At 72.7% G+C, this 20936-nt stretch carries 21 protein-coding genes and 1 pseudogene; 11 read left to right on the plus strand and 11 right to left on the minus strand.

Features of this window, described 5'->3' with window-relative positions; genetic code table 11:
- Positions 1 to 9 precede the first annotated feature (9 nt).
- Positions 10 to 474: a MarR family winged helix-turn-helix transcriptional regulator gene (locus tag OHB01_RS28960; protein ID WP_142651712.1), complete on the plus strand. Its 465-nt coding sequence runs from the start codon at positions 10 to 12 to the stop codon at positions 472 to 474.
- Between the two features lie 62 nt (positions 475 to 536).
- Here OHB01_RS28960 and OHB01_RS28965 read toward each other — a convergent pair whose 3' ends face one another.
- The 4 genes from OHB01_RS28965 to OHB01_RS28980 form a co-directional block, all read right to left on the minus strand.
- Positions 537 to 707 (minus strand): hypothetical protein, encoded by a 171-nt coding sequence (locus tag OHB01_RS28965; RefSeq protein WP_328710099.1) that lies wholly within the window; start codon positions 705 to 707, stop codon positions 537 to 539.
- A gap of 106 nt (positions 708 to 813) precedes the next feature.
- Positions 814 to 1359, minus strand: coding sequence for a hypothetical protein (locus tag OHB01_RS28970; protein ID WP_142651713.1), 546 nt, complete (start codon positions 1357 to 1359; stop codon positions 814 to 816).
- Between the two features lie 159 nt (positions 1360 to 1518).
- Positions 1519 to 2292 carry an SDR family NAD(P)-dependent oxidoreductase gene (locus OHB01_RS28975; protein WP_142651714.1) on the minus strand — a complete coding sequence of 258 codons (774 nt, stop codon included), beginning with the start codon at positions 2290 to 2292 and terminating at the stop codon, positions 1519 to 1521.
- Between the two features lie 81 nt (positions 2293 to 2373).
- The gene (locus tag OHB01_RS28980; protein ID WP_260617523.1) at positions 2374 to 2943 is read right to left on the minus strand and encodes a MarR family winged helix-turn-helix transcriptional regulator; all 570 of its coding nucleotides are present in this window, start codon (positions 2941 to 2943) and stop codon (positions 2374 to 2376) included.
- A gap of 111 nt (positions 2944 to 3054) precedes the next feature.
- Here OHB01_RS28980 and OHB01_RS28985 point away from each other — a divergent pair, with 111 nt between their 5' ends.
- The 6 genes and pseudogenes from OHB01_RS28985 (at position 3055) to OHB01_RS29010 (ending at position 11322) form a co-directional block, all read left to right on the plus strand.
- On the plus strand, positions 3055 to 6363 hold the full coding sequence (locus OHB01_RS28985; protein ID WP_142651715.1) for an efflux RND transporter permease subunit: 3309 nt from the start codon (positions 3055 to 3057) through the stop codon (positions 6361 to 6363).
- Between the two features lie 367 nt (positions 6364 to 6730).
- Positions 6731 to 7405 (plus strand): ArsR/SmtB family transcription factor, encoded by a 675-nt coding sequence (locus OHB01_RS28990; protein ID WP_142651716.1) that lies wholly within the window; start codon positions 6731 to 6733, stop codon positions 7403 to 7405.
- Positions 7402 to 8766 carry an MFS transporter gene (locus OHB01_RS28995; protein WP_142651717.1) on the plus strand — a complete coding sequence of 455 codons (1365 nt, stop codon included), beginning with the start codon at positions 7402 to 7404 and terminating at the stop codon, positions 8764 to 8766. Before OHB01_RS28990 ends, OHB01_RS28995 begins: the two co-directional genes overlap by 4 nt.
- A 9-nt stretch (positions 8767 to 8775) precedes the next feature.
- Positions 8776 to 8946: pseudogene (gene rpsO / locus OHB01_RS29000) on the plus strand (30S ribosomal protein S15); the annotation flags it as partial.
- Between the two features lie 175 nt (positions 8947 to 9121).
- Positions 9122 to 10549: an adenylosuccinate lyase gene (gene purB / locus OHB01_RS29005; protein ID WP_328710096.1), complete on the plus strand. Its 1428-nt coding sequence runs from the start codon at positions 9122 to 9124 to the stop codon at positions 10547 to 10549.
- 8 nt (positions 10550 to 10557) lie between these two features.
- Positions 10558 to 11322 carry a GNAT family N-acetyltransferase gene (locus OHB01_RS29010; protein WP_222709702.1) on the plus strand — a complete coding sequence of 255 codons (765 nt, stop codon included), beginning with the start codon at positions 10558 to 10560 and terminating at the stop codon, positions 11320 to 11322.
- Positions 11323 to 11386: 64 nt separating this feature from the next.
- On the opposite strand, the gene OHB01_RS29015 is transcribed toward OHB01_RS29010, so the two are convergent.
- Complete coding sequence (locus OHB01_RS29015; protein ID WP_168066524.1) at positions 11387 to 12124, minus strand: HAD family hydrolase; 738 nt, start codon at positions 12122 to 12124, stop codon at positions 11387 to 11389.
- A gap of 97 nt (positions 12125 to 12221) precedes the next feature.
- Between OHB01_RS29015 and OHB01_RS29020 the strand changes: the two genes are divergently transcribed.
- Both OHB01_RS29020 and OHB01_RS29025 read left to right on the plus strand, forming a co-directional pair.
- On the plus strand, positions 12222 to 12839 hold the full coding sequence (locus OHB01_RS29020) for a metalloregulator ArsR/SmtB family transcription factor (protein ID WP_328854247.1): 618 nt from the start codon (positions 12222 to 12224) through the stop codon (positions 12837 to 12839).
- A 241-nt stretch (positions 12840 to 13080) separates the two neighbouring features.
- Positions 13081 to 13296: an SRPBCC family protein gene (locus OHB01_RS29025; RefSeq protein ID WP_260617525.1), complete on the plus strand. Its 216-nt coding sequence runs from the start codon at positions 13081 to 13083 to the stop codon at positions 13294 to 13296.
- 97 nt (positions 13297 to 13393) lie between these two features.
- Here OHB01_RS29025 and OHB01_RS29030 read toward each other — a convergent pair whose 3' ends face one another.
- The 3 genes from OHB01_RS29030 to OHB01_RS29040 form a co-directional block, all read right to left on the minus strand.
- Positions 13394 to 14152: a MerR family transcriptional regulator gene (locus tag OHB01_RS29030; RefSeq protein WP_142651721.1), complete on the minus strand. Its 759-nt coding sequence runs from the start codon at positions 14150 to 14152 to the stop codon at positions 13394 to 13396.
- A 225-nt stretch (positions 14153 to 14377) separates the two neighbouring features.
- Positions 14378 to 15523, minus strand: coding sequence for an RNA polymerase sigma factor (locus OHB01_RS29035; RefSeq protein WP_328854248.1), 1146 nt, complete (start codon positions 15521 to 15523; stop codon positions 14378 to 14380).
- Positions 15520 to 15927 (minus strand): YciI family protein, encoded by a 408-nt coding sequence (locus OHB01_RS29040; RefSeq protein ID WP_142651723.1) that lies wholly within the window; start codon positions 15925 to 15927, stop codon positions 15520 to 15522. Before OHB01_RS29040 ends, OHB01_RS29035 begins: the two co-directional genes overlap by 4 nt.
- Before the next feature lie 137 nt (positions 15928 to 16064).
- Between OHB01_RS29040 and OHB01_RS29045 the strand changes: the two genes are divergently transcribed.
- Positions 16065 to 16886, plus strand: a complete 822-nt coding sequence (locus OHB01_RS29045; RefSeq protein WP_142651724.1) for a MerR family transcriptional regulator — start codon at positions 16065 to 16067, stop codon at positions 16884 to 16886.
- Positions 16887 to 16987: 101 nt separating this feature from the next.
- Here the strand turns inward: OHB01_RS29045 and OHB01_RS29050 are convergent, their stop codons facing one another.
- Together OHB01_RS29050 and OHB01_RS29055 are read right to left on the minus strand one after the other, a co-directional pair.
- Positions 16988 to 18067 (minus strand): tyrosine-type recombinase/integrase, encoded by a 1080-nt coding sequence (locus tag OHB01_RS29050; protein ID WP_328854249.1) that lies wholly within the window; start codon positions 18065 to 18067, stop codon positions 16988 to 16990.
- A gap of 53 nt (positions 18068 to 18120) precedes the next feature.
- Positions 18121 to 18585 carry a ribosomal protein L7/L12 gene (locus OHB01_RS29055; protein WP_328854250.1) on the minus strand — a complete coding sequence of 155 codons (465 nt, stop codon included), beginning with the start codon at positions 18583 to 18585 and terminating at the stop codon, positions 18121 to 18123.
- Between the two features lie 441 nt (positions 18586 to 19026).
- On the opposite strand from OHB01_RS29055, the gene OHB01_RS29060 reads away from it, so the two are divergent.
- Entirely contained in the window at positions 19027 to 19908 is an 882-nt protein-coding gene (locus OHB01_RS29060; RefSeq protein ID WP_328854251.1) for an NmrA family NAD(P)-binding protein, read from the plus strand.
- 21 nt (positions 19909 to 19929) lie between these two features.
- On the opposite strand, the gene OHB01_RS29065 is transcribed toward OHB01_RS29060, so the two are convergent.
- Positions 19930 to 20880, minus strand: a complete 951-nt coding sequence (locus tag OHB01_RS29065) for a DUF2218 domain-containing protein (RefSeq protein ID WP_328854252.1) — start codon at positions 20878 to 20880, stop codon at positions 19930 to 19932.
- Between the last annotated feature and the right edge of the window lie 56 nt (positions 20881 to 20936).

Here is a 20936-nt window from a genome sequence, read left to right on the forward strand (position 1 = left end):
GGAGTTGGTGTGGTCGTGTCAAGGCGCGCCGAGCTCATGGACCAATTGCTCGACGGGCTGCGCCGCACGGGCGCGTGGTCGGTCGCGATGAGCCAGGCCGCGGCCGAACGGATCGGCGTGAACACGACCGACCTGCACTGCCTCAACCTGCTCAGCGACGGCCCGATGACGGCCGGCGAACTGGCCGGGCGCGCGGGCATCACGACCGCGTCCGTCACCGGGGTGATCGACCGGCTGGAGGCGGCCGGCTACGTGCGGCGCGAGCGCGACGGCTCCGACCGCCGCAAGGTCATGGTCACGCTCCAGGTGCGGCAGGCGGCGCAGGACGTCGCGCCGGTGTTCCGGCCGTTCGTCCAGGCGTGGCGGGGGGCGATGGACGACTACACCGACGAGCAGCTGGAGCTGATCGCCACCTTCCTGAGCCGTACGCAGGAGGTCTTCCAATCCGAGGTCGGACGCATGCGCGCCGAATAGCAGCCCGTTCCCGACGGTGAGGCCGGGCTCATGCCCGCGCCTTGATCCCCGCCTCGACCCGTCTAGACCTGGGTCTTGACCTGGGTCTCGATCTGGGCGAGGTGGGCGGCGAGGATCTCCTCGAACGCGGCGCGGCGGTCGGCCCCGAGAGGGCGGATGTCGCGGGCGAAGTGGGCCAGGGCCGGGAAGCGTCCGGGGTCGGCGCCGAGGACCGCGACGCGGAACTGCTCCATGCCCTGTTCGTACTCCTCCGGGGTGATCGCGCCGGCCCCGGCCTCGGCGGAGATCAGCGCCGCGACGAGGATCGCGATCCGGTGATAGCGCGCCGGTCCCGTCGCGTCACGAGCTGTGGCGGATCGGCATGTCCTGGACGATCGAGCATATGTCCGGGTCGGTTGCGCAGAAGCCGGCCTCCACGTCGAACCTGCCGTGGTCGGTGATGGCCTGCTGCGCCCGGCCCCGCACGAAGGCGGGGCTGATGACGCCGGTCAGGTTCTGGTTGTAATGGCCCGCGCCGGACTGCCCTTGGCCACCGCCCGCACGACCGCCCCTGATGACCTGGCCGCCGCCCGTACGTCCTCTTCTGCCCATCTGCCCGCCGCCTCCGCCCGGACCGGGCGTGCGCGTGACACCGAGCTTCGCGCGGGAGTGGTGCGGGGCGACGCGGGCCGTCGCCGGCTGGGCGGCCACGACCCCCGCCGCGGCGATCACGAGCGCGGCCACGACCAGCCGCCGGGTCGAGCGGCCCAGCGCGGAGACCTGCGCGGGGACCTTGGTGTCGCGCGGGTCGCGCGCGCGGGAGCGGGACATCTCGGTGCGTGCCTTCCTGTTCCTGCCCCGGCGTTCGCTGTCGCTCGTCCGGTTGCGCCGGGACGTGACCCTCATACCCGGCCTGGAACCCGGTAGCTGCGGCGCGGGGCCAAGTAGCGATCAGCGGTCGGCCACGGCCCCGGAAACCCGCAGGTCAACCGGGGCCGCGCTTTCCAGCGGACTTCCGGTGGACAGCGCTTTCTGGTGGACGGTGCTTTCTGGTGGACGGTGCTTCTAGTGGACGCTGAAGCCGCCGTCGACGCAGATGGCCTGGCCGGTGACGTACGACGAGGAGTCGGAGGCGAGGAAGACGGCCACGCCGCGGAAGTCGTCGGGGACGCCGTTGCGGCCGGTCATGGTGCGGGCGGCCATCTGCTCCACCCGTCCGGGCACGGCCTGGGCGGGCGCGGTCAGCGGGGTCAGGATGAAGCCGGGGATGAGCGTGTTGCTGGTGACCCCGCGCGCCGACCACGCCTCGGCCTGGGAGCGGGTCAGCCCGCAGATGCCGGCCTTGGCCGTGCCGTACACGCCGCTGTCGCCGAATGCGCTGATCGACTGCTGGGAGCCGATGTTGATGATGCGGCCCCGGCCCCGGGCGGCCATGCGGGGGCCGAAGTGCTGCCCGAGCAGGAACGGCGCGGTGAGGTTGACGGCGATGGTCTGGTCGTAGTCGCCGGGGGTCAGCTCTGCCATGGGCTTTCTGATGTTGTTGGCGGCGTCGTTGACGAGGATGTCGATCTCGCCGAAGAAGCCGCCCGCCTCCTCGCACACGCGGGCGACGCCGGCGCGGTCGCCGAGGTCGGCGCTGATGGCGGCGGCGCGCACGCCGAGGCCGTGGAGCCGGTCGACGGCCTCGGTGAGCTCCTTCTGCCGCCTGGCGACCAGGACCACGGCCGCTCCGGCGCGTCCGAGCGCCTCGGCGATGGCGTATCCGATGCCGGAGCTGCCTCCGGTGACGAGGGCGACCCGGCCGGTGAGTGAGAAGAGTTCCTCGATGTAGGTCGGCATGTCGCCGGAAGGTACCAGCAGGCCGGGGCGGGCCCGGCGGACGGGCCGGAGGGCGAGACGAGAGGCAGGCCGAGGAGCAGGTCAGGCGGTCGGGCCGGTCGGGTCGGCGTCTTCGGCGTGCATCTCGCGCATCACGTCCTCGATCTTGCGCATCACCGTCTCCATGGTGCGCAGGGTCTCGGTGTCGAGGCGCCGCAGGAGGCGGATGTAGCCTCCGGTGCCGGCCTCGACGATCTCGCTGGTGAGCCGCCGCCCGGCCTCGGTGAGCTCGACCCGGCGTACGCGGCGGTCGTGGGGGTCCTCGTGCCGGCTGGCCAGGCCCTGGGCCACCACGCGGTCGACGATGCCGGTGACGGTGGCCAGGCCGACGCCGAGGTGGCGGGCGAGCTCCTGCCCGGAGGTGGATCCGGCGAACGACAGGAACATGACGACCTTGAGCTGCTGCATCGTGAGGGTGGAGGCGAGCAGCGGCATCGAGCGGTCGCGGGCGAAGAAGCGGCCCATGCTGCGCTGCAGTTCCGCGAGGCGGGTGATGAGGCACCCGCGCTCGGCGTCCTCCCCGATCTCCCCGTGGGTGGCGGGGGCGTCCTGCGGGCGGGGGGCGGACGCCGCACCGGTTCCGGTGCGCCGCTCGGCTGGGCTGTCGTTCACTGTCACCTCTCGGGTCAAGAGGTTACCAGCCGTTAATGCGACCGCTGAATGTTCGCATGATGCGAAGTGTTAGGCTTGGGAAAATAGTTTCCCCCGATGTCAGGAGCTCGCATGACCTCCTTGGCCAGGCTGAGCCTTGGCAACCGCACTCTCGTGATCATGATTGCGGTGGTGCTCGCGGGTTTCGGCTTGTTCGCGATTCCCTCGCTGAAACAACAGCTTTTCCCGTCGCTGGAGTTCCCGGCGGCGTTCACGGTGGCGAGTTATCCGGGTGCCGCTCCCGAGATCGTCGAGGAGCAGGTCACCAAGCCGATCGAGAGCGCGTTCCAGGGTATCGCCGGCGTCACCGACATCACCTCCACATCCCGCGAAGGGATGTCGCAGGTGCAGGTGGCGTATGAGTACGGCACCGACATCGACCAGATGATCGGAAAGATGCAGCAGGCCGTCAGCCGCATCAAGGCGCAGCTTCCGGCCGACGTCGATCCGCAGGTGGTCGCGGGCAGCACCGACGACATCCCGGTGATGGCGATCGCGGTGGGCGACGGCGGCGACCAGCACGCCATGGCCGACAAGATCGAGAAGATCATGGTGCCAGAGCTGCAGTCGATCGAGGGCGTCCGCGACGTCACCGTCAGCGGCGCCGCCGAGCAGCAGGTCGTCATCACCCCCGACCAGGGCAGGCTCGCCCTGCTGGGGCTGTCGGCCGCGGCCATTCCCGATCTCCTGCGGTCCAACGGGGTCTCCATCCCGGCCGGCACGCTGACCGAGGACGGCAAGTCGCTGACCGTGCAGATCGGCGACCCGGTCCGTACGGTGAAGGACCTGGAGAACCTCTACCTGACCCCCCTCGCGCCCGCGGCGGGTGGTCAGGGCGCCGCGGCCGGGCAGCGCGGCGGCGCGACCCCGGGTCAGGCCGCCGGACAGACGGCGGGCCGGGCCGGAGGGCAGGGCGCGGGACAAGGCGGCGCCGCCGTGCCGGGGACGTCCACGGCAGCGGCTGCGGCGCAGGCCCGCGCCGCCGGGGCCCGGCCGAAGCCGGTCAAGCTCGGGGACGTGGCCGACATCAAGGTCGTGGACGCCTCCGCGACCACGTTCACCCGCACCAACGGCACCCCGAGCCTCGGCGTGTCGATCACGATGGTGCCCGACGGCAACGCCGTGCAGATCTCCCACGCGGTGAACGACGCGCTGCCGGACCTGACCCGGGCCCTCGGCGACACCGCCGAGCTGACCGTGGTGTTCGACCAGGCGCCGTACGTCGAGCGGTCCATCGAGGATCTCACCACCGAGGGCCTGCTGGGCCTCGCGTTCGCCGTGCTCGTGATCCTGGTGTTCCTGCTGTCGGTCCGCTCGACCCTGGTCACGGCCGTGTCGATCCCGCTGTCGGTGGTGATCGCGCTGATCGCGCTGTGGATCGGCGACTACTCGCTGAACCTGCTGACGCTGGGGGCGCTGACGATCGCCGTGGGCCGCGTGGTCGACGACTCGATCGTGGTGCTGGAGAACATCAAACGCCATCTCGCCTACGGCGAGGAGAAGCGGCGGGCGATCCTCGGCGCGGTACGCGAGGTGTCCGGCGCGGTGACCGCCTCGACGCTCACGACGGTCGCGGTGTTCCTGCCGATCGCCTTCGTCGGCGGGATGGTGGGGCAGCTGTTCAGCCCGTTCGCCATCACGGTGACCGTGGCTCTGCTGGCGTCGCTGCTGGTGGCGCTGACCGTCATCCCGGTGCTGGCCTACTGGTTCCTCAAGGCGCCGTCGCTCACCCCGCAGGAGATGCAGGCCGCACGCGAGGACGCCGAACGCAAGGAGCTGCGCAGCCCGCTGCAGCGGATCTACCTGCCGGTGCTGCGGTTCGCGACGCGGCGGCGCCTGGTCACCGTGCTGATCGGGGTGGTGGTGTTCGCCGCGACGATGGCGCTGGCGCCCAACCTGAAGACGAACTTCCTCGACAACTCGGGCAACGACACCACGCAGATCAGCCAGCGGATGCCGGCCGGCACCGACCTGGCGACCACCGACGCGGCGGCCAAGAAGGTCGAGGCGGTGCTGGAGGCCGACGGGGGCGTGAAGTCCTATCAGGTGACGGTCGGCGGCGGCAACCGCTTCCTCGGCGGGGTGGGCGGCGGCGCGGACCGCGCGTCGTTCTCCGTCACGCTGAAGGAGGGCGAGGACACCTCCGCGCTGGAGGACCGGCTGCGGCAGCGTCTCAAGGGCCTGACGGGGATCGGCGACGTCACGGTCGGCGGCAGCGGCGGCGGGTTCAACTCCGACCAGGTGCAGGTCATCGTGCAGGGCTCGGACCAGGCCGCGCTGAAGACGGCGGCCACCACGGTGCGCGACGCCATGGCCAAGATCGACGGACTGCGCGACGTGGCCTCCAACCTCGAAGACAGCGTCCCGCGGGTCGAGGTGCACGTGGACCGGGAGAAGGCCGCCGCCAGGGGCCTGACCGAGGCCGGGATCGGGCAGCTGGTCGCGCAGGCGTTCCGCGGCGCGCCGGTCGGCTCGATCGACGTCGGCGGCCGCTCCAGCGACGTGATCCTGCGCGCCGCCGGTGACGCGCCCGACGACATCGCCGCGATCAGGAAGCTCGAGATCCCCACGGCGACGGGCCTGGTGAAGCTCGGCGACGTCGCCGACGTGGTGAAGGCCGACGGCCCGACCCAGATCACCCGGCAGGACGGCGACCGCACCGCCACGGTGTCCGGCACCGCCGACGCGTCCAACCTCGGCGCGATCACCACGAAGGTCACCGACACGCTGAAGACGCTGACGCTGCCGGCCGGGGTGACGTACAAGATCGGCGGGGCGAGCTCCCAGCAGCAGGACGCGTTCGCCGACCTGGGGCTGGCCATGCTGCTCGCGGTGGCGATCGTCTTCATGATCATGGTGGCGACGTTCCGCAGCCTGGTGCAGCCGCTGATCCTGCTGGTGTCGATCCCGTTCGCGGCGACCGGCGCGATCGGGCTGCTGCTGGCCACCGACACGGCGCTCGGCGTGCCCGCGCTGATCGGCATGCTGATGCTGATCGGCATCGTCGTCACCAACGCGATCGTGCTGATCGACCTGATCAACCAGTATCGCGAGCAGGGGCTTGGCGTGGTGGAGGCGGTCATGGAGGGCGGCCGGCGGCGGCTTCGCCCGATCCTGATGACCGCGATCGCGACGATCTGCGCGCTCACCCCGATGGCGCTGGGCGTGACCGGTTCGGGTGGGTTCATCTCCCGGCCGCTGGCCATCGTCGTGATCGGCGGCCTGATCTCCTCGACGCTGCTGACGCTGGTGCTGGTGCCGACGCTCTACACGATGGTGGAGCGGCTCAAGGAGCGCATGCGCCGTACGCCGAAGCCGCCCGCCTCGGGTGACGACGAGCTGACCGTGTATGGCAAGGAGGCCCTCGAACCGGCCCAGTGAATCAGGCCGGGTGAATCAGGCCGGGTGAAACGGGCCGGGTGAAACGGGCCGCGCGAGCCGCGCCCCAGTGAACCGGGATCAGTGAACCGGCCCAGTGGATTGGGCCCAGTGGATTGGGCCCAGTGGATTGGACACAGCGGATTGGACACAGTGAACCAGTTCCAGTGATCCGAGCGTGGACCTGCGGGCCGAGTGCCTGGCCGGCCCTTCCCGCCTGGCCGGAGCCGACCTCACCGGCTCCGGCTGGATCACGGCCATCCCTGGCGACCGCCCGGCGATGATCGTCGCCGGCCTGTCACAACCAACCGCAAACAGTTCTTCGCGAAGAAGTCTTTGCGAAGAACTGTTTGCGGTTTATGGTGTCGGCATGACCGATCACGGTGACACCCCCCGGAACCCGCTCGCGGAGGACGCGGTCGTCCTCGACGCCAAAGGACTGCGCGCCCTCGCCCACCCGGTGCGCGTGCAGGTGATCGGCCTGCTGCGCAAGCACGGCCCGTCGACCGCCACCCGCCTCGCCGAGCTGCTGGACATCAACTCCGGCGCGGCCAGCTATCACCTGCGCCGGCTCGCCGCCGCGGGATTCGTCGAGGAGGACACCACGCGCGGCAACGCACGGGAACGCTGGTGGCGCGCCGTCCATCGATCCACCCAGTTCGACGACATGGAGCTGGCCGAGCGGGAGCCCGAGGCCACGCTGGCCTACCTGCAGTCCGTCGCCGCCATCTACGCCATGCGCACCCAGCGGACGATCAACGAGCTGCAGACGATGCCCCGTGACTGGCGCGCCGCGGCCGACATGAGCGACATGCCGCTGCGGCTGACCCCGCAGGAGGCCACCACCCTGCGCGAGGAGCTGTGGGCGGTCATCGCCCGCTACCGCCGCGACAGCCCGGACGCGGCCGGTGCCCCGGCGGACGCCGAACGGGTGGGGGTCATCGTGCAGATCCTGCCCGAACTGGACGCGCCCTCCAATCGGGAAGACACCGCTCAAGAAGACACCGCTCCGGAAGGCGTCGCGCGGGGAGACGACCCCCGATGACGGGCCAGGACGCGCGTACGGACAGGGGCACGCGCACGGACACCGGCGAGAACACGAGCAAGGGCGCGAGCAAGGGCGCGACCTTCGGCTCCCGCGCGCGGAGGCTGCGCCCGCTCGGCGGGCTGCTGGCGGCCATGGCGGTCGCGCTGACCGGCACCCGGGTGTCGGCCGTCGCACTGCCGTGGTTCGTGCTGGTCACGACCGGCAGCGCCACCCAGACCGGGCTGGTGGCCTTCTGCGAGATGACTCCGTACGTGGTGGTCAAGGCGCTGACCGGGCCGCTGGTCGACCGGGCCGGCCCGCGGGTCGTCTCCTGGAGCACCGACGCGATCAGCGCGGCCGCGGCCACCGCGATCCCCCTGCTGCACGCCGCGGGCCTGCTGACCTTCCCCGTGCTGCTGGCCTTGGTCGCGGTGATCGGCGCCGTACGCGGGCCGGGGGACCTGGCGAAGGAGATCATGATCCCGGAGGCCGCCGAGCGCGCCGGGGTGCCGCTGGAGCGCGCCACCGGACTGTCCGGCGTGACCGAACGGCTGGCCTCGACCCTCGGCCCGGCGGCCGGCGGCTTCATGGTGGCGCTGCTGGGGCCGCTGACCGGCCTGGTCCTCAACGCCGTGTGCTTCGCCCTCGGCTCGCTGATCATCGCGTTCGCCCTGCCGCGCGGCATGGGCCACCCGGCCGACGACGCTCCGGCCGCAGCCGAGTCCGGCTACTGGCGGCGTTTCGGCGAGGGCTTCGCCTTCCTGCGCGGCGAGCTGCTGCTGCTCACCATCATCGTCATGATCGGGATCACCAACCTGCTGGACGCGGCGTTCGGCACCGTGCTGCTGCCCGTGTGGGCCGAGCGGTCCGGCAACGGCCCGACCGCGATCGGGCTGAGCAATAGCGTGTGGGGCGCGACGGCGGTCGTGGGGAGCCTGGTCGCGGCGGCCGTCGCACACCGGATGCCGCGCCGGGTCGTGTTCTTCGCCGGGTTCCTGCTGGCCGGGGCGCCGCGGTTCCTGGTGCTGGCGGCCGACGTGCCGATGTGGGCGGTGCTGGCGGTGTTCGTGGTCAGCGGGGCAGGCGGGGGCTTCCTCAACCCGATCCTGGGGGCGATCGCCTTCGAACGGGTGCCGCCCGGCCTGCGCGGCCGGGTCAACGCGCTGGGCGACGCGATGGCGTGGGCGGGCATCCCCCTGGGTGGGCTGATCGCCGGGGCGGCGGTGGCGTGGTCCGGTCTCGTGCCGGTGTTGCTGGCGGCCGGCGCGGCGTACTTCCTGACCACCAATCTGGCCGCGCTGCTGCCGCAGTGGCGGGAGATGGACCGTCTGCGCGGCCGGGGCGCGCAGCGGTCCCCGGCGGCCGATCCCATCACGTGAGCCCATCACGTGAGCCCGTCGCGTGCCGCTACCACCAAGTCCATCATCAGCGAGTACGGCACCAGCGAGGGTGACACCGGGTCGCCGGAGGTCCAGATCGCGCTTCTGAGCAAGCGGATCAGCGACCTCATGGAGCACCTCAAGACCCACAAGCACGACCACCACGGCCGCCGTGGTCTGTGAGGCGCGGGACCGATGCGTGTTCCCCTGCCCTGCCGCCACACCGTACGGCGCGCGCGGGCCGAGCCGATCCCGCCCGCCGATCCCGCCCGCCGTGCCCGTCCCCGAGAGTGCGGCGAGCGTGTGCGGCACCTGCGGACAGCCGGAGGAAGCGGCCTCAATAGACTGGGCCAACGTGAATGCCAAGCCGCGTATCCCGAATGTCCTGGCCGCTCGTTACGCCTCGCCCGAGCTGGCCCGCCTGTGGTCCCCCGAGCACAAGGTGGTGCTGGAGCGCAGGCTCTGGCTCGCCGTGCTGAAGGCCCAGGCCGACCTCGGGATCGAGGTGCCCGAGCAGGCGATCGCCGACTACGAGAAGGTGGCCGAGCAGGTCGACCTGGCCTCCATCGCCGAGCGGGAGAAGGTCACGCGGCACGACGTGAAGGCCCGCATCGAGGAGTTCAACGCCCTGGCCGGGCACGAGCACGTCCACAAGGGCATGACCTCCCGCGACCTGACCGAAAACGTCGAGCAGCTGCAGATCCGCGACAGCCTGCTGCTGGTGCGCGGGCGGGTCGTGGCGCTGCTGGCCCGCCTGGGCCGCCTGGCCACCGAGCACTCCTCGACCGTCATGGCGGGCCGCTCGCACAATGTCGCCGCGCAGGCGACCACGCTCGGCAAGCGGTTCGCGACCGCCGCCGACGAGCTGCTGGTGGCCTACGAACGCCTTGAGGACCTGCTGGAGCGCTACCCGCTGCGCGGCATCAAGGGGCCGGTCGGCACCGCGCAGGACATGCTCGACCTCCTCGGCGGCGAGGACCGGCTGGCCGAGCTGGAGGACCGCGTCGCCGAGCACCTGGGGTTCGCCCGCCGCTTCACCAGCGTCGGCCAGGTCTATCCCCGCTCGCTCGACTACGACGTGCTGACCGCGCTGGTGCAGCTGGCCGCCGCGCCGTCGTCCCTGGCCAAGACCATCCGGCTGATGGCCGGGCACGAACTGGTCACCGAGGGCTTCAAGGAGGGCCAGGTCGGCTCGTCGGCGATGCCGCACAAGATGAACACCCGCTCCTGCGAGCGCGTCAACGGCCTGACGGTGATCCTGCGCGGGTACGCCTCGATGGCCGGGGAGCTCGCCGGCGACCAGTGGAACGAGGGCGACGTGTCCTGCTCGGTCGTCCGCCGGGTCGCGCTGCCCGACGCGTTCTTCGCCTTCGACGGCCTGGTGGAGACCATGCTGACCGTGCTGGACGAGTTCGGCGCGTTCCCGGCGGTCATCGAGGCCGAGCTGGGCCGCTACCTGCCGTTCCTCGCCACGACCAAGATGCTCATGGCGGCCGTGCGGGCCGGGGTCGGCCGCGAGACCGCCCACGAGATCATCAAGGAGCACGCGGTCGCCTCGGCGCTGGCCATGCGCTCGCGCGGCGCCGGCAACGAGCTGCTCGACCGCCTGGCCGCCGACGAGCGTTTCCCGCTCGGCCGCGCCGAGCTCGACGCGCTGCTGGCCGACCGGGCCTCCTTCGCCGGCGCGGCCGCGGGTCAGGTGGCCGCCGTGACCGCGCGGATCGGTGAGATCACCGCGCGCCATCCCGGCGACGCCGCCTATGTCCCGGGCGCGATCCTGTAGGGACACGCGTGCGCGAACTGGTGAGCGAGGCCGAGGTCGTCGCCGCCTCAGGCGACGACGACCTCGTGGTGTGGGCGGCCCAGGGCATGCGGCCCGGCGTACGCGCGTGGGCGCATGGGGACGCGGTGGCGGTGGCCAGCCCCGAGGTGTCGCGGCGCGACCGCCTGGTGGTGCGGGGCCCGGCCGCCCAGGCCGTCCGGCTCGTACGGCATGCCCTGGCCGAGTGCGGCCCGTCCTACCGGCCCCTCGGCGACGCGGAGCTGATCGAACGGGTCATCGAGGGCATGCCCGAACTGGAACTGGCCGGGCACTTCTCCTGGATGGGCACCGAGAAGCTCGCCCCACCCCGCTCACAGGTGACGGGCGGCGAGGTCACAGGCCCGGAGGGGGCGGCCTCCTGGCTGGCGGACTCCGCCGCCCCGGAGGTGACGGCGCTGCTCGCCGCCGCCAACCCCAGTTCCTACGCCGTGCCGGGCCTGCCGCGCGTACGCCGCTGGGCCGGGGTCCGGGACGGCTCGGGCGCCCTGCTGGCGGTCGCGGCCGACGCGTGGCCGGCGCCGACGGTGGGCCTGCTGGCCGGGGTCGCGACGGCCGAACCGGCGCGGGGACGCGGGCTGGGGGAGCGGGTGTGCCGGTTCGTGGCCGCCGCGCTGATCGCGGAACACGGCCGCGTGGCGCTGATGGTGGACGACTGGAACCGGGCGGCCGTCGTCGTCTACGAACGGCTCGGCTTCGCCCGCCGCCGTGTCGCCGCCGCGGGCCTGCGTACCTGACCGGGCCCCGCGCGGTGCGGGCAAGCCGGTTTGCGGGCCCGGTTCGAGGGCGCTGTCCGGGCTTTCAGGCGGCGCGTGACGGGCCGAGCAGGCGCGGGCGCAGCGCGGCCAGCACGCCGGGCAGGTCGCGCAGGGTGGTGATCCTCGTGACGCCGGGGGAGGAGGCGCCGGGCTCGGCGCGGTAGCGGTCGAGCCACACCCCGTGCATGCCCGCACGGGTGGGGGCGACCGCGTCGAGCAGGAGGTTGTCGCCGACCATGAGCACCTCCTGCGGGCGCAGGCCGAGCTTGGCCGCGGCCTTGTGGTAGCACTGCGGGGCGGGCTTGAACGCGCCGAGCGTGTCGGGGGTCAGCACCACTTCCATGCGGTCCATCAGCCCGATGCTGCGCAGCTTGGCCTCCTGCTGGACGGCCACGCCGTTGGTGAGAACGCCCAGCGTGGGGGCGTCATCGAGGGCCGCCAGCGCGTCCAGTGCCTCGGTCACGTCGGCGAAGGCGGTCCAGGCCGACTCGTAGTGGGTCAGGAAGGCGGCGAAGGCCGCGTCCGGGTCGGACGGCGTGGGCAGCCCGAGGCGGCGGCAGAACTCGCGCAGCCGCCGGCGCCGCTGCTCGGCGAACGAGCACTCCCCGGCGTGCCACGCGGGCACGTGCTTGTCCTCCAGGTCGAGCCACAGCGCCGGCGCCTCCGGCAGCAGCTCATGACCGGGGCAGACCGACTCGGTCCAGCGGGTCGCGGCGTGCGCGACCGCCCGGCGATGATCGAAAAGGGTCTCGTCGAGGTCGAACAGAATGGCCCTGATCACGAGTCCCCATCTTGACTGGGTCGTGTTTCCGGCGCGTTTCCTGTCAGTGAAGGCCCCGATGATGACAGGTAGGAGATTTCCTACCTATGATGATGCCGTGGACGTCACCCCCACCACCGCAGGGCCGCGGGCACGGCCGTCATCGGCGCCGTCTCCGCCGCCGCCTTCGGAGGACGAGATCTTCGCCGCGCTCGCCAGCCCGGTGCGGCGCGAGGTGCTGCGCCTGCTGCGCGAGCGCGGCCCCCGGTCCGTCCAGGAGTTGGCCTCCGGCTTCGCCATGGCCCGGCCCAGCTTCTCCGAGCACCTGCGGGTGCTGCGTGAGGCGGGACTGGTCAGCGAACGCAGGGACGGCAGGCGCCGGCTCTACAGCCTGGAGCCCGTTCCGCTCGTCCGGGTCCGCGACTGGCTGGACCCCTACGAACGGTTCTGGCGCGACAGGCTGTCGGCTCTGCGCCACCTGCTCGACGACACCGAGACCGCAGACAACGACACCGACGGCACCAAGACCGTGGACGCCGGGACCTCGGACACCGGGACCTCGGACACCGGGACCTCGGACACCGGGACCTCGGACACCGGGACCTCGGACACCGGGACCTCGGACACCGAAACGACCGGCGGCACGACGACGGACACCGCGACGGCAAGCGCCGGCGTCCCGCCGTACGGCAGCGGCGGCGGCCACCACGCGGACCACGACGAGGAGAGGCCATGAACGACGCCGACGACCCGACCGTGCTGCGCCTGGACGAATACCTGGCGCACCCGCCCGCCCGCGTGTGGCGGGCCCTGACCGACCCCGACCTGCTCGCGCGGTGGTTCATGCCGGGCGACTTCCGCCTCAGCGTGGGACACCGCTACGCCATGCGCGGGACGGCCATGCCCGGCACCGGGTTCTCCGGCACCGTCCAGCCGCCACCGTCCAGGCCGAGGTGCTGGCCTTCGAGCCCGAACACATGCTCCGCCTGGGCTGGCGCGACGCCGACCCGGCCAGCCCCGCCGGCGCCGACTGGACGATCACCTGGACGCTCGAACCCGAAGGCCGGGGCACCCGGCTGTTCCTCACGCACGAGGGCTTCGATCCCGGCAACGAGATGCAGCGGCGGGCCCGCTCCATCATGGACGGCGGGTGGCGCCACCTGATGACCGGTTCGCTGGCCGCCGTGCTGTGACCCCTCCCTGAATCGACCCCTCCCTGAATCGACCCCTGTCTGGATCGACCCCTGTCTGGATCGACCCCTCCCTGGATCTTTTGGCCGGACCCCGGGGTCAGGCGTGCCGCGCCGCGTTGGCGTGGATGGCGTCGCGGACCCAGTGGCTCAGGCCCTCGGCGAGCCGTTCGTAGTTGGCCGCGAACCGCGGGTCGGCCACGTACATCTCCCCGAGACCCTTGTGGATCTCGTAGGTGCAGTCGTAGAACCAGCGGGTGATGTGCGCGCGGTGCCGTTCGGCCAGGTCCATAGCGCGCTCGCCGTCCGCGGGCTCTCCCTCGGTGAAGGCCGCCGCGAACGCCTGCAGCACCTCGCCGGTCTCCGCCGTGATGGCCCGCCAGTCGTCCTTGGTGTAGCGGGCCGTCCGGCGGCGGCTCTGCTCGAACGCGCCGGTGCCGCCCCAGCGTTCCTCCGCCTCCTCGGCGTACTGCGCGGGATCGAAGTCGCCGAACACCTCGAACCGCTCCTCCGGCGTGAGGGAAATCCCCATCTTCCTCGCCTCCATGGCACGTTCGACCGCCGCCGCCATCGCCTCCAGCCGCCCGATCCTGCGCCGCAGCAGCTCGTGCTGGCGGCGCAGGTGGGTCACCGGGTCGGTGCCCGGGTCGTCGAGGACGACGGCGATCTCCTCCAGGGAGAACCCGAGCTCCCGGTAGAACAGCACCTGCTGCAGCCGGTCGAGGTCCGCCTCGCTGTAGCGCCGGTATCCGGCGGCGGTGCGCTCGCTGGGCCGCAGCAGCCCGATCTCGTCGTAGTGGTGCAGCGTCCGCACGGTGATCCCGGCGAAGCGGGCGACCTGGCCGACCGAGTAGCCCATGGGCTCTCCTCCCTTCCGGGGCCAAGCCTGCGGCCTCTCGTTACGTGAGGGTCAACCCGGATCCGCCGCCGCGCGGAATCCCCGCCGTGGCGGTCGTGCCTGTGGCCACCGGGGTCATCCCCTCCCTCGTGCGGATCTCCGCCCGGCGCCGGACCGTGAACACACGCCGCCGGGGGCGCGCGGAGCCCCCGGCGGTGCTCGCCGAGGAGCGCTCGCCGAGGGTGCTCACTGCCGGAGCAGCCGCCGCACCCGCGCGGCCTGCCGCGTGAGGTGGTCGCGCTCCGGCACGCTGGTGGCGGCGCGGGCGGCCTCGGCGTACAGCTCGGCGGCCAGCGGGAGATCGCCGGCGCGTTCGTGCAGGTAGGCCGTCACCGCGGCGTAGCGCGGCAGACCGGGATCCACGCCGTCCAGCGCCGCCAGGCCCGCGTGCGGCCCGTCGGCCTCGCCGACCGCCACCGCGCGGTTGAGCCGCACCACCGGGCTGCCGGTCAGGCGCAGCAGCTCGTCGTACCACTCCACGATCTGCACCCAGTCGGTCTCGGCGGCGCTGCGGGCGTCGGCGTGCAGGGCGACGATCGCGGCCTGCGCCTGGTATTCGCCCAGCCGGTCGCGGGCCAGCGCGGCCTGCAGGATCGCCACCCCCTCGGCGATCTTGCCCGTGTCCCAGCGCGACCGGTCCTGCTCGGCGAGGGGCACCAGACGGCCTCCCGGGCCGGTGCGCGACGCCCGCCGCGCGTGGTGCAGCAGCATGAGCGCGAGAAGCCCGGCGACCTCGGGCTCGCCGGTCAGCGCGGCGAGCTGGCGGGTCAGCCGGATCGCCTCGGCCGCCAGGTCGACGTCTCCGCCGTACCCCTCGTTGAACACCAGGTAGAGCACGCGCAGCACCGTCCCGAGATCGCCGGGCTGGTCGAGCGGCAGCCCGGCGATCCGCCGTTTGGCCCGGCTGATCCGCTGCGCCATGGTCGCCTCGGGGACGAGGTGGGCCGCCGCGATCTGCCGCGTGGTCAGGCCGCCGACCGCGCGCAGCGTCAGGGCGACGGCCGAGCTGTGCGGCAGCGTGGGGTGCGCGCACAGGAAGTACAGCCGCAGCGTGTCGTCCGTCGCGGGCGCGGGACCGGACGGAGGCTCGGCCTGCACGGCCAGCTCCCGGCCCCGCCGCGACGCCTCGGCGCGGGCGGCGTCGACGAACCTGTGCCAGGCGGTCGTGACCAGCCAGGCCTTCGGATCGCGCGGGGGATCGGCGGGCCAGGTGTCCAGCGCCCGGATCAGGGCCTCCTGCACGGCGTCCTCGGCCGAGGCGAAGTCGGCTCCGCGCCGGACGAGGACACCGATCACCGCGGGCACCAGCTCCCGCAGCAGCGACTCGTTCACTCGGTGACCGTGGGCGGCTCGGCGAGGAACGGCCGGACCTCCAGCCACTCGTGGATCGGCTTGCCGCCGGGGCCGGGGGCGGCCGACAGCTCCCCGGCGAGCTGCACCGCGCGGTCCCAGGAGTCCACGTCGATGACCATCCAGCCTGCGATGAGGTCCTTGGTCTCGGCGAACGGGCCGTCGGTCACCGGCGGGCGCCCCTCGCCGTCATACCGTACGAACGCGCCCTCGGGTGACAGGGCCTGGCCCTCGACGAACTCGCCCGTCTCCTCCAGGCGGGCCGCGAAGTCACGCATGAACTGCACGTGCGCGTCGACCTCCTCCGGCGTCCAGGTGTCCATCGTCCCGTAGTCGACGACGGGGGCCGGGCCGCCCCGGTAGTGCTTGAGGATCAGGTATTTCATCGTGCTTCTCCTTCGTCGGGCGGCCCTGTCGTGGCCGCTGCTGTCCCTGGGACGGAGCCGGCAGCACATTCTCGACACCCGGCACGGCGATTTCCGCGCGATATCCGGCCGTGGACCCTCACACGGGGAGACAGGCCATGCTGGGGCACGTGAACGACGACCTCCTGTCGATCGGGCGGTTCGCCCGCCTCGCCCGGCTCAGCGTCAAGCAACTGCGCCACTACGCCGCCATGGGGCTGCTCGAACCCGCCTGGATCGACCCCGCCAGCGGCTACCGCTACTACCATGCCGCCCAGGCGCGCGACGCGCTCGTCATCGGCCTGCTGCGCTCCCTCGACGTGCCCCTGCCCGTCATCGCGGAGGTGTTGTCCGGCAACGACGGGGGACCGGACGTTTCGGGCTCCGCGGCCGCCGCGCTCGCCCGGGTCAGGGACGACCAGGAGGCCGAGCTCGCCCGCCGCAGGCGCACCCTCGAAAGCCTCGAACGCATCCTCGCCACCGGCCTGCCCGGCGCCGAGGTCACCCTCGTCACCGAACCGCCGCGCCCCGCGGTCGTCGTCCGCGACCTGGTGGCCACCCCCGGCGACATCGGCCGCGCCACCTCCGCCTGCGTCGCCCGCCTGCTGGCCGCCGCGCCGCCGGCACCCGCCTTCGTCGGGCTGTTCCCGCTCGACTACGGCGAGCTGATCCCCGTCGCCGTCGCCCTCACCGGCACCGGCCTGCCGCAGGTGCCCGGCGCCGCCCCCGAGACCCTGCCTGGCGGCACGTTCGCCGTCGCCGCGCACGTCGGCCCCTACGACCAGATCCCGCTCACCGCCCACGCACTGCTCGCCTGGTGCGCCGAACGCGGGCACGCCCCCACCGGCCCGCTCCGCGAGGCGTACGTCTCCGACCCCGCGACCACCCCGCCCGAGCGGCTGGTCACCCACCTGATGATCGGCCTGGAGGACGACCGATGAACGATCCGCCTCGGTGGCGTCCACGACAGCGACTCCAGCGACCCCGCGGCGCTGCGCACCATCCCGCGCCGGCCCGTGCGCACCGCCTGACCACCCCGGCGTCAGGTGTCCGGCCCGCCCTGGTCGTCCCGTACGGCCCGGCCGCGCCGGCGGCGCAGCAGGGGGTGCGACCCCATCGCCACCTCCAGCTCCCCGGGCAGGTCGTCGCGGTAGCGGCCGAGCGTCGACAGGTCGCTGTGGCCCAGCACCCGCCGCACCGCGTCCATGTCCGTGCCGTCGGCCAGCAGGTGCGTCGCCGTCGTGTGCCGTAACCCGTGCGGCGTCACCGCCCGGCGCCGCCCGGGTTCCACCTGCCGCTGCACCCGGTCGATGACGGCCTGCACGTCGCCCCGCGCCAGCCGCCTGCCCCGCCACGACAGCAGCAGCGCCTTCTCACCGTCCCCGCCGGCCCGCACCGCCAGGTAGGCGTCGAGCGCCGCCGCGACGGCCTCGGGCAGCGGAACGTCCCGGGTGCGCCCGCCCTTGCCGAAGATGCGCCAGTAACGCACCCCGTCGTTGGTGTAGAAGTCCTCCACGTTGGCCCGCACCAGCTCCGACACCCGGGGGCCCAGCGTGGTCAGCAGCAGCACCACCAGCGCGTCGCGCACCTCCGTCCGCTGGTCGGCCCGCCTGCGCCGCCCCGCCCCCGAACCGGCCGCCTTCGCGGGTGGTGCGGCGGGCGAGGCCGCCGCCTCGATCAGCCCCTCGGCCTGCTCCCGGGTCAGCGCGCGGCGCTCCGGCCGCAGCCCGCCCCGCTCGCGCGCCCGCACCGACGAGGCCGCCATCGGATCCAGATGCACCCAGCCCGCCGACGTGGCGTGCCGGAACAACGCCGACACCGACCGGCGGAACCTCGCCTGCGACGCCGCGCTCTGCCCGGTGTTCTTCTCGTGTCCGTCATGCTTCCTGCGCTCGTCGGGCTTGCGGGCGAAGGCCAGCAGCACCGCGTCGACGTCCTCACCGGTCAGGTCGTCCAGCACCCGGCCCGGCCCGGCCAGCCGTACGAACGTGGCCACGTCACGCGCGTACACCTCGGCCGTGGCGGGCGACAGCGCACCGGTCACCGTCTTGGCGCGGACCAGCTCCACATAGCGGTCCCCGGCCTCCTGCACGGTCAGCCTGTTCACCTGTACGGGCAGCATGATCGACACCGTACCGAGCCGCACCGACAGCGGACACCGTTGTAGCGGGTCTCCTACGCCTCGCCGGCCGCGCCGGTGACGTCGATCGCGTCGACGAACCGCTCGGCCTCCGCCTGGCCCATGCCCGTCTCGCCGCGCACCAGGAACACCGCCTGCTCGCCACGCCCGGCCGCCTTCAGCTCCCGCACCCGCGACGCCAGGTCCGGCCGCGCCTGGCCCGGCGCCACCGGCAGTGGCCGTCCGGCGGCCAGGGCCTCGGCCAGGTCCTTGGCCTCCTTCAGGCCGAGCCCGGTCTGCTCGCGGATCAGCTTGATCGCCTCGATCTTCTTGTTCTCGCCGTACAGCTCCCGCACCCGGTGCTGCAGGTCGGCCGAGACCGGCGGCAGCAGGCCCGGGCTGCGCCAGGTCAGCGGCCCGGCGGGGCGTGCGCCGGCCCGCACCGCCGCGAGACCCACACCGAGAAGCGCGATCACGATGACGGCGAGGACCAACACCTCGACCGTGCCCAAGCCGAACATGTGATGATCGTAAGCCCCGCCCCATGGAACAGTCAGCCCTTCCGGACGAGCGCCGTCTCGTCTCGGGGCCGTCCCCGTCCCGTCTCCCGGCCGTCTCCCGGCCGTCTCAGGGCCGAGGCCGTGCCGCCGTCGCGTGCCTGACCACGACATGGACAGGCACGCGGCGCGAGCGGCGCGGGCCCCGCCGAGCAGGGTGCCGGGCGCGACCAGGCCACCGGGCGACGAGACATGATGGAGGGGTGATGGCCGGCAAGTCGTCATCGAGGAGATTCTCCGCCTGCCCGACGATCCGGGGCAGCGTCTGATCGTGAGAGCGGCCAAGGCGGGCACGCCCTCGGCCGCCCGGCTCGCACTTCTCGGCGCCCGCGCCGCCGGCTGACCGCCGGCCCGCGCGCACGCCGGTCGTCGACGCATCGAAGATCCCATACGCGAGGAGCACTCATGATCGTCGTCGCATCCGCCACCAGCAACACCGGTTCCGCCGTCGCCGAGGCACTGCTCGCCGCCGGACACCGGATCCGGGTGCTGGGCCGCGACCGCGGCCGGCTTCAGCGATTCGCGGAGCGCGGCGCCGAAGCGGCCGAAGTACGCCCCGACGACCCCCACGGCCTCCGGGAGGCCTTCGCCGATGCCCGCACGGCGTTCGTCATGATCGCACCCGGCCTCATCCCCGGCAGCACTGACTTCCCCGCCTACCAGCGGCGCGTGATCAGCGCTTATCGTCACGCGCTCGACGATCTCGACGGCCTCACCCGGATCGTCGGCCTGAGCGCCTGGGCCGCGAGCTACGCCGGTGCCCGTGGCCCGGTGTGGGGGCTGCGGCCGTTCGAAGAAGCGCTCGACACCCTGACCGGTGTGGAGGTGACCCACCTGCGGGCCGGATGGTTCATGGAGAACACCCTGCCGATGATCGAAGAGGTGCGGGCCACCGGCACCGCCCACGGGCTCATCCCCGGGGACCTCCCTCTCCCGGCCATCGCCACGGCCGACATCGGCGCCGTCGCCGCGGATCTTCTCACCGGGCGCCGCAGGGCCGGCACCCGCACGCTCGAACTGCAGGGCCCCCGGGACATCACGCTCGACGAGATCGTCGCCGCGATCGGACAGGCGGTCGGACGACCTGGGGCGCGCTACGAACAGATCGACGCCGCCGCCATGCGCGAGCGTCTTCTCGCCGCCGGGTTCTCCCCGCACATGGCGGACGGCACCACCGCCATGACCCTCGACGTCGCCGAGCGCCGGATCGTCATGACCCAGCCGCGTGATGCCGAGACCGCGACACCGACGACCTACGAGGAGTTCCTCGCCCGCGTGATCGGCTGACCCCGCACACGCCCTTGCGGATCAGCCGATCCGCCGGGCGATCGTGATCCCGTCCCGCACCGGCAGCATCACCGACTCCACCCGGCTGTCCCGCGCGATCGTCTCGTTCAGGCGGCGTACGGCCACCTGCGCGTCCCCCTGGAAGGCAGGGTCGAACACGCGCCCGCCCTGGAACACGTTGTCCACCACGACCAGCCCGCCCGGGGTGAGGCGGGTGACCACCTCTTCGTAGTAGTCGGGGTAGCTCTGCTTGTCGGCGTCGATGAAGGCGAAACCGATGGCCGGCTCGGCGGGAAGCGCGCGCAGCGTCTCCAGCGCCGGACCGATCCGCAGGTCGACGCGGTCGGCCACACCGGCGCGCTCCCAGTAGTTCCTGGCGATCGACGTCCACTCCGTGCTCACGTCGCAGGCCAGCAGCCGCCCGTCCGGCGGCAGCCCCCGGGCGATGCAGATGGAGGAGTAGCCGGTGAACACCCCCACCTCCACGGCCAGGCGGGCGCCCGACAGGCGCACCAGCATCGTCAGCAGGGCGCCCTCGTCGTGCGAGACCTGCATCCCGGCCGCGCCGCCGGTCTCCTCCCGCGTCCTGACCACCAGGTCGTTGAGCACATCGTCGGCGGGGGAGCAGTGGGTGAGCAGGTAGTCGTCCACGACGGGGGACACGTGCCACGCCGCGTCGCCCGCGACCGGGGGCGACCAGTCGGCCACGAGATCCTCCTGGGTGGCGAACCGCAGCAGGTGACGGGCGACGACATCCTGCACGCCGAGCAGCGACTCGGCGTCGGCGGCGGTCGCGATCATCTCCAGTCCGCCGCCGTGCGGCCGCAGCACGCACCGCCCGGACCGCACCTCGATGACCGCGCGGCCGTCGCCGCCGAGCACGGCCCGCGCCTTGTGGCTCATGTGCGACACGAGCTGCTTGATGTAGCGCTCGGGTCTGTCGGTGACGACGTGCGCCGTCGAATGAGGCATCGGCTTCCTCCATGTGACAAGCGTTGATATTTTTCGACGCTTCCGGTCCGGCGATT

Source organism: Microbispora hainanensis, assembly GCF_036186745.1.
Lineage (GTDB): Bacteria > Actinomycetota > Actinomycetes > Streptosporangiales > Streptosporangiaceae > Microbispora.